The 14658-nt window shown below is 73.8% G+C and carries 10 protein-coding genes; 4 read left to right on the top strand and 6 right to left on the bottom strand.

Features of this window, described 5'->3' with window-relative positions; translation table 11 throughout:
• Positions 1 to 44: 44 nt before the first annotated feature.
• Positions 45 to 2108 (bottom strand): glycogen debranching N-terminal domain-containing protein, encoded by a 2064-nt coding sequence (locus Q9S36_RS44820; protein ID WP_311291230.1) that lies wholly within the window; start codon positions 2106 to 2108, stop codon positions 45 to 47.
• A 165-nt stretch (positions 2109 to 2273) separates the two neighbouring features.
• On the opposite strand from Q9S36_RS44820, the gene Q9S36_RS44815 reads away from it, so the two are divergent.
• From Q9S36_RS44815 to Q9S36_RS44800, 4 genes are all read left to right on the top strand, one after another.
• Positions 2274 to 3290 carry a LacI family DNA-binding transcriptional regulator gene (locus Q9S36_RS44815; RefSeq protein ID WP_311291229.1) on the top strand — a complete coding sequence of 339 codons (1017 nt, stop codon included), beginning with the start codon at positions 2274 to 2276 and terminating at the stop codon, positions 3288 to 3290.
• Between the two features lie 70 nt (positions 3291 to 3360).
• Entirely contained in the window at positions 3361 to 4617 is a 1257-nt protein-coding gene (locus tag Q9S36_RS44810) for an extracellular solute-binding protein (RefSeq protein WP_311291228.1), read from the top strand.
• Positions 4614 to 5711 carry a sugar ABC transporter permease gene (locus tag Q9S36_RS44805; RefSeq protein WP_311291227.1) on the top strand — a complete coding sequence of 366 codons (1098 nt, stop codon included), beginning with the start codon at positions 4614 to 4616 and terminating at the stop codon, positions 5709 to 5711. The genes Q9S36_RS44810 and Q9S36_RS44805 overlap by 4 nt, the downstream gene beginning before the upstream one ends.
• Positions 5708 to 6589: a carbohydrate ABC transporter permease gene (locus Q9S36_RS44800; protein WP_396653969.1), complete on the top strand. Its 882-nt coding sequence runs from the start codon at positions 5708 to 5710 to the stop codon at positions 6587 to 6589. The genes Q9S36_RS44805 and Q9S36_RS44800 overlap by 4 nt, the downstream gene beginning before the upstream one ends.
• A 29-nt stretch (positions 6590 to 6618) precedes the next feature.
• Here Q9S36_RS44800 and Q9S36_RS44795 read toward each other — a convergent pair whose 3' ends face one another.
• The 5 genes from Q9S36_RS44795 to Q9S36_RS44775 form a co-directional block, all read right to left on the bottom strand.
• A complete protein-coding gene (locus Q9S36_RS44795; protein WP_311291226.1) occupies positions 6619 to 7398 on the bottom strand; it encodes a sucrase ferredoxin in 780 nt (259 codons plus the stop codon).
• 42 nt (positions 7399 to 7440) lie between these two features.
• Positions 7441 to 10359, bottom strand: a complete 2919-nt coding sequence (locus Q9S36_RS44790) for an AAA family ATPase (protein ID WP_311291225.1) — start codon at positions 10357 to 10359, stop codon at positions 7441 to 7443.
• A gap of 329 nt (positions 10360 to 10688) precedes the next feature.
• The gene (gene hutI / locus Q9S36_RS44785; protein ID WP_311291224.1) at positions 10689 to 11864 is read right to left on the bottom strand and encodes an imidazolonepropionase; all 1176 of its coding nucleotides are present in this window, start codon (positions 11862 to 11864) and stop codon (positions 10689 to 10691) included.
• The gene (locus Q9S36_RS44780) at positions 11861 to 13177 is read right to left on the bottom strand and encodes a formimidoylglutamate deiminase (RefSeq protein WP_311291223.1); all 1317 of its coding nucleotides are present in this window, start codon (positions 13175 to 13177) and stop codon (positions 11861 to 11863) included. The genes hutI and Q9S36_RS44780 overlap by 4 nt, the downstream gene beginning before the upstream one ends.
• Entirely contained in the window at positions 13174 to 14376 is a 1203-nt protein-coding gene (locus Q9S36_RS44775) for an allantoate amidohydrolase (RefSeq protein ID WP_311291222.1), read from the bottom strand. The genes Q9S36_RS44780 and Q9S36_RS44775 overlap by 4 nt, the downstream gene beginning before the upstream one ends.
• Between the last annotated feature and the right edge of the window lie 282 nt (positions 14377 to 14658).

The following is a 14658-nucleotide window of genomic DNA, read 5'->3' as shown; positions in this document are numbered from 1 at the left end:
TCCCACCGTCCCACACCCTTGGGGACGAGGTCACCGGCCGCGCGTCAGCCCCGGGACGCCACGTGCGCGTGGCCATCGGCGGAGACGGAGATGTCGGCGGGGCTGCCGTGCATGCCGAGCCCGGACACGCGCGTCTCCCCGAACGTCCACGGCTGCACCGGGTCGAGCGTGAGGCCCTCGTGCCGGTCGGGAACCATGCCCAGCACCGATCCGACCAGGGACACGGCGGCGGCCGCCGACCACGCCTGCGGACGGCACGCCGCGGGGTACGGCAGGGGGACGGGCTGCTGCGAGCTCGGGTCCCCGGCGAAGAGCTCCGGCGGCCGGCCGTCGAAGGCGGTGAGCGCGGCGAGGAGCGCCTCGGCGACGGGTGCGGTCTCGGGCCGTCCCTCGGCGGCCAGACCGGCGAGGCAGATGGCCGTGTCGTGCGGCCACACCGAGCCGACGTGGTAGCCGGTGGGCGAGTAGCCGGCGGCCCGGCTCGACAGCGTGCGGATGCCGAACCCGGAGAGCATGTCCGGCCCGACGAGGCGTCGCGAGACGACGTCGACTCCCTCGGCGTCGAGCAGGCCGGTGCCGAGCAGGTGCCCGATGTTGCTGGTGAGCGAGACGACCGGCCGCTTGTCCCGGTCGAGGGCGATGGCCGGGAACGGGCCGACCGCGTCCTCGACCCAGAACCGTCGTGCGAACTCGGTCCGCAGCCGCTCCGCCCACTCGCGCCAGCGGTCCACGCCGGGACGGCCGAACGCCTCGAGCAGGTCGGCACCGCGCACGGCGGCGGCGTAGGCGTAGCCCTGCACCTCGGCCAGCGCGAGCGGCGAGCTGGCGCGTGAGCCGTCGCTGCGGCGCACGGCGTCGCCGGAGTCCTTCCAGCCCTGGTTGGACAGGCCGTGACCGGACCGGTCGACGTACTCGAGCAGCACGTCGCCGTCCGCGTCGCCGTGCTCGACCTGCCAGGTGAGTGCGCGCTCCAGCGCGGGCAGGAGTCGTTCGACCTGGTCCTCGGGGGCGCCCCAGCCCCACGCGTCGTGCAGGGTCAGCGCCCACAGCGGCGTGGCGTCGATGGTGCCGTAGTAGATGGGCGGCAGGTGCCGGCCCACCCCCTCGTCCTCACCGAGGCTGAAGCCGGCAGAGCGCACCTCGTGCAGGATCTTGCCCGGCTCCTCGGCGGTGGTGTCGTCGGTGCGGGTGCCCTGGTGGTGGGCCAGCAGGCGCAGCGTCGACATGGCCAGGTCGGTGGTCACCGGGAGCAGCATGCGGGCGGCCCACAGGCTGTCGCGCCCGAACAGCGTGAGGAACCACGGGGCGCCGGCCCCGACGAACTCCTCGTCCGCGCCGTCGGCGCCGGTCGCGGCCAGCCGCAGCAACCGCAGGTCGTCGAGGCTGCGGTCGAGGACCGGGCCCAGTCGCCGGTCGGCGCTGACCACGGTGACGGCGTCCCACCGGACCTCGGTGCGCGGCGCGCGTACGGCGGTCACCTCGGCGTCGAGCGCCAGCAGCAGCTCGTGGGTGACCTCCTCCCCCGGCGCCACCTCGACCTCCCAGGTGGCGAGCACGTGGTCGCCCTCGTCGACGGTGTGCGCACCGGGGAGGCGTAGGACCGCGCGCAGCGACTCCTCCTCCCAGCTGAGCACGTGACCGCCGATGCCCACGGGGGCGCGGCGGGTGCCCGAGCCACCGCCCTTGACCGCGTCCATCGGCGCCAGGTCGGCGCCGACGCGGAGCCCGACGGTGCAGCGGACGGGCTCGGCCGCGGTGCTGGACAACGTGTAGCGCTCCCGGACCAGCCCGGGCTCGACGTCGCGCCGCCGGACGAGCCGGACCGTCGGGTCGGGGCCGGGGTCGCCGAGGTGGCGCGGGACGGAGACGAACGAGTGGGTGTCCCCGCGGAGGCCGTGCGCGGCGACCGGGGTGGGCTCGCGCCCGTCCACCTCGAGGCGCAGCAGGTCGAGCACGCGCAGGTCGGCGTGGTGGACGCCGGCCAGGCCGCCGGGTCCGACCTGGCCGTCGGCGGCCGACCACACCTGGGTGGGGGCGGCGAGGGTGAGGGTCAGGTCGTGCAGCCACGGCTGCTGCGGTGCGGCGGGGGGTGCGGCGTCCGGCGTCATCGGCGAGCCCTTCTGGAGCGGTCGAGGTGGCGAGCGATCGGAGGGGGTGACAAGGAGTGTGACGTGGGTTACGGTTTGAGCGCTCAAAGTTTGAGCGCTCAAACAGCGTAGTGCCTCGATCTGCTCCCGGCCACCGGCCGGGCCGGCCGCCCAGGAGGACGCCCCGTGGGACCCAGCTCTCCCGTCACCCTGGACGCCGTCGCGGCCCGCGCAGGCGTCTCGCGGCAGACGGTGTCCAACGTGCTGCGGCACCCGGGCCGGGTGGCGGCCGCGACGCGCGAGCGGGTCATGGCGGCGATCGAGGAGAGCGGCTACCGGCCCTCGCTCCCGGCGCGACAGCTCGCGACCCGACGCGCGCACGCCATCGCCGTACGCGCCGAGCGGCAGCAGGACGGCATCTCCGGCCTGGTGCTCGACGCCTTCTACCACGGCCTCGCCGAGGCGGGGCAGGACGCCGGGCTCCGGGTCCTGCTCTACGCACAGCCCGCGGACGAGGCGGCGGAGGTGGCCGTCATCGACGAGCTCGTCCTCACCGGTTCCGTCGACGCGGTCGTCCTCACCGCGACCAACGCCGACGACGAGCGCCCGGCCCACCTGCGCAGGCACGGCACCACGTTCTGCGCCTTCGGCCGCCCGTGGGGCCACGACGACGAGCCCCACGACTGGGTCGACGTGGACGGCGCGGTGGGCACCGGCCTCGCCGTCCGCCACCTGCTCGACCGCGGGCGGCGGCGCATCGCCTACCTCGGCTGGCCCGGCGACGGCGAGCAGCCCAGCACCGGGACCGACCGGCGCCGGGGCTGGCTGGAGGCGCTCGCCGCGGCACCGGTCGCGCAGGCCCCCGTCGAGGCGCGCAGCCTCAACGACGCCGCGGCCGCCGAGGCCGCCGTCACCGAGCTGCTCGGCGGCCCGGACGCCCCGGACGCGATCGTGTGCGCCAGCGACACGCTGGCCCTCGGCGCCCACAGGGCCGCTGTCGCCCTGGCGGAGGGCGGGGAGCCGGCCACGGTCGTCGGCTTCGACGCCACCCCGGTCTCCGCCGCCCTCGGCCTGGTGAGCGTCGCCCAGCCCATCGACCAGGCCGCGCACCTCTGCATCGACCTGCTCACCGGCCGGCTCGAGGCACCCGACCGCCCCGCCCGCGGGCTGCTCGTGCCGCCGGTCCTCCACATCCCTTCCTGAGCCCCTGCCTGAGCCTCCAGACCCTCACCCGATCCCCCGCACGACCCACCCCCACCGCAAGGAGACACCCATGTTGCCCTCGTCCCGTTGTCGCCGTACGTCCCTCGCCGCGCTGGCCCTCGGCTCGTCCCTCGCCCTGGCCGGGTGCGGCGGCGGTGGCTTCGAGGACGAGGAGGGCTCCGAGCCGGCCTCCTCGGGCGACGGCCCGGCCGAGCTGCAGGTCCTGATCGCGTCCAGCGGCGACGCGGAGACCAAGGCGGTCGAGGACGCCGCCCAGGCGTGGGCCGAGGAGAGCGGCAACGAGGTCGAGGTCGTCGTGGCCAACGACATCGCCCAGCAGCTCTCGCAGGGCTTCGCCGGCGGCAACCCGCCCGACGTGTTCTACGTCGACGCCGGCGTCTTCGGTGACTACGCCGAGGCCGGCAACCTCTACCCCTACTTCGACGACATGGAGGGTGCCGACGACTTCTACCCCAACCTCGTCGACTCCTTCACCCTGGACGGGCAGGCCTACTGCGCGCCCAAGGACTTCTCCACGCTCGCGCTCCAGATCAACACCAAGGCGTGGGAGGCGGCCGGGCTCACCGACGACGACATCCCCACCACGTGGGAGGAGCTCGAGTCGGTCGCCCAGGAGCTCACCACGCCCGACCAGGCCGGGCTCGTGCTGGGTCTGGGCCGGGACCGGGTCGGCGCCTTCCTCGTGCAGAACGGCGGCTTCTGGGTCGACAGCGAGAGCGGCGAGGCGACCGCGACCGAGCCGTCCAACGTCGAGGCCCTCGAGTACGTCCAGGGCCTGCTCGACAGCGGCGCGGCCGTGCTGGCGCCCGACGTCGACGCCGGGTGGGGCGGCGAGGCCTTCGGCACCGAGAAGGCCGCGATGACCATCGAGGGCAACTGGATCCGCGGCGCGATGTCCAACGACTACCCCAAGGTCGACTACACCGTCGCCGAGCTGCCCGAGGGCCCGGCCGGCAAGGGCACGCTGCTGTTCACGCAGTGCTGGGGCATCGCCGCGGAGTCGCCGGACCAGGAGACCGCGGTCTCGCTCGTCGAGGCGCTCACCACCCCGGAGCAGCAGCTGGCCAACGCCGAGGCCTTCGGCGTGATGCCCAGCCGCGAGTCCGCCCAGGCCGACTACGTCGAGCAGTTCCCGCAGGACGCGCCGTTCATCGCCGGCGGTGACTACGGCCAGGGCCCGGTCAACCTCCCCGGCCTGGGACCGGTCGTCGCCGACCTCGACTCGCAGCTCGAGCAGCTGAAGACCGCCGACGTCACCGAGATCCTCGAGTCCTTCCAGGAGAACGCCGAGGCGGAGCTGCAGTGAGCCGCACCCGGACCGTCCACCAGGGCCAGGCACGCGCGGGATGGTTGTTCGTGTCCCCCACCATCGTGGTGCTCGGACTGTTCCTCGCGGTGCCGGTCCTGATGGCGCTGTGGGTCTCCTTCACCGACTGGAACGGCCGCGGCAGCCCGTTCGCCTCGGGCATCGGCTTCGTGGGCGTGGACAACTACCGCGAGCTGGTCGGGGAGCAGGGCGGGCTCACCCGGTCGGACTTCATGACGTCGCTGCGCAACAACTTCTACTACGTCCTGCTGGTGGTGCCGCTGCAGACGGCGTTCGCGCTGTTCCTGGCGCTGGTGCTCAACCAGCGCATGCTCAAGGCGGTCGGCCTCTTCCGCACGGCGTTCTACTTCCCGTCGGTGGTGAGCTCGGTGGCCATCAGCCTGGTCTTCCTGTTCCTCTTCACCGGCGGCGGAGTGGTCAACTCGATGCTGGGCTGGGTGGGGCTCGACGGGCCGACGTGGTTCAACGACTCCCGCGGCCTGCTGCACCTCGTCGGTGACGGGCTCGGCCTGTGGAACGCGTCCGCACCGCCGGCCGCGCTGGCCGACGGCGGGGCGCTCGGCCTGTCGTGGTGGCAGTGGCTGGCCGGGCCGAGCGTCGCGCTGTCCGTGATCATCCTGCTCGTCGTGTGGACCACCACCGGCACCTTCATGCTGATGTTCCTCGCCGCCCTCCAGGACCTCCCCGTCGAGGTCGAGGAGGCCGCCCGGATCGACGGCGCCGGCCGCTGGGGCGTGTTCCGCAACGTCACGCTCCCGCACCTGCGCCCGACCATGCTGCTGGTGACCACGCTCGGCCTCATCGGCACGTGGCAGGTCTTCGACCAGGTCTACGTCATGACGCAGGGCGGCCCCGGGAAGACGACCCTCACCCCGGCGTTCCTCTCCTACTTCTACGCCTTCGAGAACCAGAAGTGGGGCGTCGCAGCGGCGATGGCGTTCGTGCTCTTCCTGATCATCTTCGCGATGGCCAGCCTGCAGCGCTGGCTGTTCCGCGACAAGGACGCGATCGCGCTCAAGCGGCAGGAGCGGCGTACGAGGAAGGCGCGCGCCGTGGCGGGAGGTGTGGCATGAGCACGAGCACCCGCACCAGCCCCGCGCCGCAGACCCGGCCGATGGTCGGCAACCGCACCGCGCTGGGGCTCTTCCTGGGCTACGTCGTCCTGGTGGTCTTCTCCTTCGTCTACCTCTACCCCTTCCTCGTGCAGCTCACGACGGCGTTCAAGACCAACCCGGACGCGGTGGCCAACCCGCTGAGCCTGGTGGCCGACCCGTTCACGATCGCGGCCTTCGAGCGACTCTTCGACACCGACTTCCCGCTGTGGTTCCTGAACTCGGTGGTGGTCACCCTGCTGGTGACGGCGGGCCGGGTCTTCCTCGACTCGCTCGCCGGCTACGCCCTCGCCAGGATCAAGTTCCGCGGCCGCGGTGCGGTGTTCACCGCGATCCTCGCGGTGATGGCGGTGCCGGGCGTCGTGCTGCTGATCCCGAAGTTCCTGGTGCTCAACTACCTCGGGATCTACGACACCTACCCCGCCCTGGTGCTGCCGCTGCTCGTCGACGCCGCCGGCGTCTTCATCATGAAGCAGTTCTTCGAGAGCATCCCGGAGTCGGTCGAGGAGGCGGCCCGCATCGACGGCGCGAGCACCTTCCGGATCTTCTGGTCGGTGGTGCTCCCGATGTCGCGCCCGGCGCTCATCACGATCACCATCCTGTCCTTCCAGGGCTCGTGGAACGAGCTGCCGCACTTCATCGTGGCCGCCCAGGACCCGGACCTCTTCACCCTCACGAAGGGCGTCGCCACCCTCACCAGCGGCCAGCTCGGGTCGGGGCAGCAGTACCCGATCACCATGGCCGCCGCGCTGCTGATGACCATCCCCGTGGCGATCGTCTTCTTCGTCTTCCAGAAGTACCTCGTGCGCGGGGGCACGGCGGGAGCGGTGAAGGGCTGAGCTTCCGGTGCCGGGGCGAGAACCGCCTCCTAGCGTCCCGGCACCGGATCCCCGTGGGGTCCGCGCACCTCGAAACGCGTGGTGCCCTTGACCTTGTCGTCCCCGCAGGACTGGCGGCGGGCCGGCCCCGGCACGGCGACGACCTCGTCCGCCGGGTCGCCGCCGGCCAGCACGTGCAGCTCGCGGACCTGCTCCACACCCGGTCGACCGGCGCGGCCGCGGACCCACGCGGCCGGGACCTCGCCACGGTCCACCGCCTCGCAGGCGGCGAGGGCGGTGGCGGTGTCGAGGCGACCGAGGGTGAGGCCGCTGGGCAGGGCGAGCAGGGTCCCGGAGAACCGGTGGCCGCCGAGGTGGGTGGTCTCCCAGGTGCCCTCGGGCCACTCCTGGGTGAGCAGGCCGGCGATCGGCCGCCCGACCTCGGCGCAGCACCGGTCGCGCTTGCCGTTGGTGCACACCAGCCACAGCGGGGCGTCGTACGCCGGCAGCGCGGCGAGGTCGAGCGCGAGGAGGTCCTCCGGCCGGTCCAGCACCGTGCCGCGGACCTCGAACCCCGCCCCGGTGGCACGGGCGTGGAACACGTGCGTGCCGGGGCCGGCCCCGCCGTCGTACCGGCGCAGGAGGAGGACCTTGAGGTCGAGCCCGGCGAGGTGGTCGCGGACGGCGTCGGGGAGGCGGTTGTCCGCGAGCGCGTCGCGGCCCCACGGACCGGGCGACTCCACCAGCAGCAGCTCGGGGTCGGTCGGCGCGGTGCCGACGATCGGCTCCTCGTCGGCGAGGCTGGCGATCGAGCACCGGAAGTCAGGCATGCGCGCAGTCTCGCCGATGGCTCCCGATGGCTCGGCAGCACCTCACAGGAGGCCGCGGCGCCGGGCGACGGCGGCCGCCTCGGTGCGGGAGGCGGCGTCGAGCTTGGCCAGGATGTTGGAGACGTGGACCGAGACCGTCTTGGTGCTGATGAACAGCTGCTTGCCGATCTCGCCGTTGGAGCGGCCCTCCGCGACCAGCGCCAGGATCTCGGACTCGCGCGGGGTCAGCGTCGCCGTGTCGGCTGCGGACGCGGGTGCCGGCGCCGAGCCCTGCGCGGTCAGCTCGGCCGCCAGCGAGCTCGACCGCATCGCATGGGCGGCCTCGCGCGCCAGGTCGGCGACCTCTCTGGCGGCGGAGGCGTCACCCGCGGCCCGCAGGACCCCCGCCAGCCGCACTCTGGTCTGCGCGATCTCGGGCACGCTGCCGTAGGCGAGGGCGGTCTCCTCCGCGGCCCGCCAGGCCGCGACGAGCTCGTCGCTGGACGGCGGGTCGACCTGCGCCAGCCACCGCCAGCGGAGGTGCTCGGCCGTGCGGCGGGCGACCCACATGCGGTACTCGGGGCCGTGGCTGGCGTCGTAGGGGGCGTAGAAGTCGATGACCCGGCCCCCGTCGGCCAGCATCCGCTCGACCTCGGCGCGAGCGGCCGCGCGCTCCTCGGCCGACTGGCGCGGGGCGGCGTTTGCCAGCGCGCCCACGACGATCGTGGCGAGACGGAGCCGGGCCTGGAACCAGTCGTGCCAGAGCGGGACGACGGTCGCGACGACGTCGTCGTAGACGCGCACGGCCCGCGCGGCGTCGCCGGCGGTGGCGGCCCGCATCAGCTCCGCGCTCGCGGAGGAGATGGCGGTGAGCCCGTCGGTGCTCCAGTAGTCGCGGAGCCGCTCGAGCGCCTTGGGCTTCTGCTCGCCGCGGATGCCGATGGTGATGAGCATCTGGTGGGCGAAGTAGAGCCACTCGAAGACCATCGGCGGGTTCTGGCCGCTCACGTCGAGCAGCTCCCACGCCTCGTCGAGCCGCCCCTGGTGGGTGAGCGCGACGGCGAGCAGCAGTCGCGCCTCGGCGGGGTAGGGGGACCAGGTCAGCCCGCCCACCTCGCTGCGCGCGATCACCTCGCGGTAGACCTGCACCGCGCCGTCGAGGTCGCCCTCGTCGTGGTGGAGCCGGCCGAGGAGGTAGAGGGCGCGGAGCTCGGGCTCGACGAGGCCGGCGCGGCGGGCGCGGTCGGCCGCGGCCCGCCAGCCCGCGCTGGGACTGGCACTGGCGGCCGGGTCGAGGCCGGCGACCGTGGTGTGGAGCTCGACGGCCAGCGCGGTGAGGTCGTTGCGCTCGGCCAGCTCGAGGGCCTGCAGCGCGACCGCGCGCGCCTCGTCGGCGTGCCAGCCGCTGAGGCTCTGGGCGTGGACCAGCAGGGCGCGGACGAGGAGCTTGGGCGGGGCGCCGCGCAGGAGCTCCACCGCCTCGGCCGCGATCTCCCGGGGCGACTCGGGGGTGTCGGTGAGCATCAGGGCCGCGGCGAGCGACGTCAGGAGCTGCCCCCGGTCGACGTCGGACCCCTCGGCCGGGAGGGCGGCGAGCCGGGCGCGGAGCACCTTGACCGCCTTGGGCACGCGCCCGGACGCGATCAGCGCCTCGGCGCACCGGCGGGCGAGGGCGAAGACGTCGACGTCGGTGACCGGCGCGCGTGAGGTGTCGATGAGCTCGAGCGCGTCGAGGAAGTGGGTCGCCGCCTCGGACGGGCCGCCGACGGCGAGCGCCTCCTCCCCCGCCTCGATCGAGGCGCGGACGGCGACCGGACGGTCGTCGGCCCGGCGGGCGTGCTGCGCGAGCTCGGCCGCCGTACCGACCGCGCGGCCCTCGCCGAGCGCCGCGACGAAGTCGGCGTGGAGGCGGGCCCGCTCGCCGGGCAGGAGGTCGTCGTAGACGGCCTCGCCGAGCAGGGCGTGCCGGAAGGCGTAGGTGCCGCCCCGCGAGGCGACGAGGACGTGGGACTCCACGGCGTTGCGCAGCGCGGCCTCCAGCTCGGCCGCCCCGAGGTCGGACACCGCGGCGAGCAGCTCGTGGCTGACTTGGCGACCGGCCACCGACACGATGCGCACCACCTGGCGCGTGGTCTCGTCCAGGCGGTCGAGGTGGACGAGCAGCACGTCGGCGAGCTCGCCGGGCACCTGCCCGGACCAGGCGGCGCCCACCAGCTCCTCGATGAAGAACGGGTTGCCCTCGGCCCGGTCCACGATCGAGGTGTATTCAGCTTCCGACATCGTCGAGGGGTGCAGCGCCCGAACGAGGAGGCGCACGTCGTCGTCGGCGAGCGGCTCGAGCTGCAGGCGGTCGACGCCGCGCAGGCGCATCCACTCCGCGACCTGGCGGCGCAGGGGGTGGCGGCGGTGGAGGTCGTCGGCGCGGTAGGAGACGACGAGCGAGACGCCCGGGACGGGGCGGGAGAACAGAAAGCTCAGCATGTCGCGCGTGGACTCGTCGGCCCAGTGAGCGTCCTCGACGATCACCAGCAGCGGCGCCTGCTCGGCGACGGCGGAGAGGAGGTCGCCGAACCCGTCGTAGACGTTGCCGCGGTCGAGGGCCTGGTCGCCCGACGCGGTCGCACTGGTGCGGATCCGCCGGCCCGGCTGGAGGCGGGCGAGTGTGGGGTGCTGGTCGAGGACGCGGTCGGCGACGTCGGGCCGGTCGGCCATCAGGCGGCCGAGCACCTCGGAGAAGGGGAGGTAGGGGAGCGAGCTGTCGGCGAGGTCGAGGCAGTGCCCGGCGACGACCTGCCAGCCGGCGTCGAGGGCCTCGTCGCGCAGCGCCATCAGCACGCGGGTCTTGCCGACGCCGGCGTCCCCGGCGACCAGCATCGCCCGCGCCGAGGCGTCGCCTCCGGACGTGCGAATGCCGAGCTGGGCAGTCAGCTGCTCCAGCTCGGCATCGCGTCCGATGAGATCGGTGGTCCGCAGGGCCGGCACGGACGACATTGTGTCGTGCTCGACCGACACTCGCGGGTCGATCGCGGTGTGGCTCACTTCTGGGTGTCGTCGGCGCGGACCCGGGTCCACCTGCGGTGGCCGTAGTCCTTGCGGATCTTGTCCTGTCGGTAGGCGATCTCGGCACTCAGGAAGCTGTCGGTGGCGAACATGTGCTTCTCCTCTTCTCGTCCGGCCCTGGCTGGACCGTGAGTAGAGATTCCGCCCGTGAGGTAGCCGCGGACATCGGGCGGGTGCCCTATTCACGCGTGGCCGGCTACCTCAGATGCGCTCCCCGGCGGCGTACGACACCCGTCTGAGGTAGCTGTCGCCTACCCCAGCTGTCTGGAGACGACGGGACGGCCCTGCTGCCAGACCCCCGCCACCAGCGGGACGCCGGGGCGGTAGGCGAGGTGGACGTAGGACGGCGCCTCCAGGAGCACGAGGTCGGCGGCCTTCCCCGGGGCGATCACACCGACGTCGTCGCGGCCCAGCGCGGCGGCGCCCGTGGCCGTCGCGGCGTGGAGGGCCTCTGCCGGGCTCATCCGCATCTCGCGGACCGCCAGCGCGATGCACAGCGCCATCGAGGAGGTGAAGCACGAGCCGGGGTTGCAGTCGCTCGCGAGGGCCACCCGGACGCCGGCGTCGAGCAGCCCGCGGGCGTCGGGGTAGGGCTGCCGGGTGGAGAACTCGACACCCGGCAGGAGCGTCGCGATGGTCCCTGAGTCTCTCAGCGACTCGATGTCGAGCGGGCTGAGGAAGGTGCAGTGGTCGACCGCGACCAGGCCGAGCTCGCAGGCCAGCCGCACGCCCCCGCCGTACGTCAGCTGGTTGGCGTGGAGCCGCCCGCGCAGGCCGCTGGCGGACCCCGCCGCCAGGACGGTGCGCGCCTGGTCGACGTCGAATGCGCCCTCCTCGCAGAACACGTCGATCCAGCGGGCGTGGGGTGCCGCCGCCGCGAGCATCGGGCCGGTGACGAGCTCGACGTAGTCGTCGGCGGTGATCCCCTCCGGCACCACGTGGGCGCCCAGGAACGTGGTCTCGTCGGTGAACTGCCGCGCCACGGCGAGGCTGCGGGCCTCGTCGCGCACCGACAGCCCGTAGCCGCTCTTGACCTCGACGGTGGTGGTGCCCTGCGCCCGCATCTCCGCCACGAGCCGGGCGACGTGGGAGGTGAGCTGCTCGTCGGTGGCCGCGCGCGTGCGAGCGACCGTCGTCCGGATGCCCCCGGCCGTGTAGGGCTCGCCGGTCATCCTCGCCTCGAACTCGGCCGAGCGGTCCCCGGCGAAGACGAGGTGGCTGTGGGAGTCGACGAAGCCGGGGACGACGGCGCGCCCCCCGGCGTCCACCTCGACGTCGGCCTCCGGCGCGTCCGCGGATGGGCCCACCCACGCGACCCGGCTGCCCTCGACGACCACCGCGGCGTCCGTCACGAGGCCGAGGAGACCGTCCCGTCCTGGGTCGTTCGTGGCCAGCTCGCCGATGCCGGTGATGACGGTGGTGCTCACGTCCAGATCCTCCCGATGACGTCGTCGAGCTCGCGCCCGACCTCGGCCCGGTCGCCGTCCTCGACGATCCACCGGCCGTCGGCCATGACCCGTCGTACGTCCTCGGCGATCGCCGCGAAGACGACGGTGCCCTCGTCACGGCCCGTCCCCGCGGTGCGCGGGGAGGCGGGGTCCAGCACGACGAGGTCGGCGTGCTGCCCGACCGCGATCGCGCCCGCGTCGGCCCAGCCGAGCGACGCGTGGCCCTCGGTGGTCGCAGCCGCCAGCAGCTCCGCCGCGGTCCAGTGACCGCGCTGCTGCGTGGCCAGCCGCTCGCCGAGCTCGACGGCCCGCATCTCCTCGAAGGGGTCGATGACGGCCTGGCTGTCGGACCCCAGCGTGAGCCGCGCCCCGGCGTCGTGGAGAGCGCGCGAGGGCCCGATGCCGTCGCCCAGGTCGCGCTCGGTGGTCGGGCAGAACGACGCGTAGGCGCCGGCCCCGCCGATGAGCGCGACGTCGGCGTCGGTCAGGTGCGTGGCGTGCACCACCGAGGTGGTGGGCCGGAGCAGGTCACGGTCGGCGAGCAGCTGCGCCGGGGTGACGCCGTACTCCTCCTGGCACGCGGCGTTCTCGGCGACCTGCTCGGAGAGGTGGACGTGGAAGGGCCGCTCGCCCACCCACGACGCCACCGCGTCGAGGTCGTCGGCCGGCACCGCGCGCACGGAGTGGACCGCGGCGCCGACCCGCTCGGTCGCGGTCCGGTCGAAGCGCGCCTCCAGGCTGCTCACCCGATCGACCCACGCCTCGACCGACCCGTCGCTGTAGCGCACCTGCGCGCCCTCGGGCGCCGCACCGAAGCCGGACGACAGGTAGAGCGTGTCGATCAGCGTGATCCGCACCCCCGCCTCGCGTGCGGCATGCACGAGCACCTGCCCCATCTCGTTGGGGTCGGCGTAGCGCGTGCCGTCGGGCTGGTGGTGGAGGTAGTGGAACTCCCCGACGCAGGTGATCCCGGCGGCCGCCATCTCGCGGTACGTCGCCCGCGCGAGGGCGAGGTAGGTGTCGGGGTCGAGCCGGCCGGCGACGTCGTACATCTGGTCGCGCCAGGTCCAGAACGTCCCGCGCTCGCGCTGGGTGCGGCCGCGCAGCGCGCGGTGGAAGGCGTGGCTGTGGGTGTTGGCGAGGCCGGGCACGACGAGGCCGCGCACCGGGATCGCGCGCGGCGGGTCGGCGTCCGGCGTCACGGCGGTGAAACGGCCGTCGTCGACCTCGACCAGGACGTCGTCGCGGAAGCGGTCGCCGACCCACGCACGCTCGAGGAGGTACGCCGTCATGCTGGGCCCGCCAGCTCGGCCAGCACGTCGGCGAGCGCCTCGACGCCCGCCAGGCAGTCGGCGGTCTCCGCGTGCTCGTCGGGCGAGTGGGAGACGCCGGTCGGGTTGCGCACGAAGACCATCGCGGTCGGGATGCCGGCGTCGGAGAGGATGCCCGCGTCGTGACCCGCCTGGGTCGGGATGACCGGCCAGCCGCCGAGTCCCGCAAGCCGTTCGGCAAGACCAGGGTCGAACACCACCGAGCCGGAGACGGACTCGGCGGTGACCTCGAGCGAGGTGCCGTCGCGACCGGCGCGGTCCTCGGCCTGCCGCTGGATCGACTCCACCAGCGAGGTGAGGGCGTCGTCGGAGGAGGCGCGCGCGTCGAGCCAGGCCGTGACGAGCGAGGGGACGGCGTTGGTGCCGTTGGGCTCGACCGCGATCCGGCCGAAGGTGGCTCGCTGCTCGGCCAGACGGGCCTGCTTGTTGGCGGCGAGCGCGGTCATCGCGTAGGTCAGCATGGGGTCGCGCCGGTCCTCCATGCGGGTGGTTCCGGCGTGGTTGGCCTGCCCGGTGAAGTCGAAGCGCCACCGTCCGTGCGGCCAGATCTCGCTGGCCAACCCGACGGCGACGTCACGGTCGACGAGGTCGCGGCCCTGCTCGACGTGCAGCTCGACGAAGGTGCCGACCCGGCCGAGGTCCACCAGCCCGGCCGTCGGGTCGAGGCCGGCGGCGGTGATCGCGTCAGCGAGGAAGACGCCGTCCCGGTCGCGGAGCTCCTGCGCCTGATCCCACGTCGTCGCGCCGGTCACCAGCCGCGAGCCAAGGCAGGCGCGGCCGAAGCGCGAACCCTCCTCCTCCACGAAGACGCCCACGCCGATCGGGCGGGCGGGCGCGAAGCCACGCTCCCGGAGGACGTCGACGGCCGCGAGGGCAGAGGCGACGCCGAGCGGGCCGTCGTACGCCCCACCGTCGAGGACCGAGTCGAGGTGGGAGCCGGTCAGCACGCCGGGGGCGTCGGTCGCCGCGTCGGGCTCCCACCACGCCATCTGGTTGCCGATCCCGTCGGTCGCGACGACGAGGCCCCGGGCGGCGCACTCCTCGGCGAACCACGCCCGCAGCTCGCCCTCGGCGGAGGTCCAGGGCTGGCGGAAGTAGCCGCCCGAGGCCGCGGAGCGACCCACCGGCGCCAGGTCTCGCCACATCTCCTCGAACCGCATGGCTGAAGTCCACCGGGAACGCCCAGCCGGGTCAACGCAGGGCCCCGGCAAGTCGTCTCGGATCCCAGACGGCGTTCGGCGGTCGAAGTGCGAGGAGCGCCAGGCCTGCTGGTGGTTGAGGTGCGAGGAGCGCCAGCCTGCTGGTGGTTGAGGTGCGAGGAGCGCCAGCCTGCTGGTGGTTGAGGTGCGAGGAGCGCCAGGCCTGCTGGTGGTTGAGGTGCGAGGAGCGCCAGCGACGAGCCTCGAAACCACGATCCTGGTTTCGAGGCTCGCTTCGCTCGC

The organism is Microbacterium sp. ARD31 (assembly GCF_031844425.1).
The sequence above is the reverse complement of the archived record's forward strand: the minus strand, read 5'-3'. Positions and strand labels throughout refer to the sequence as shown.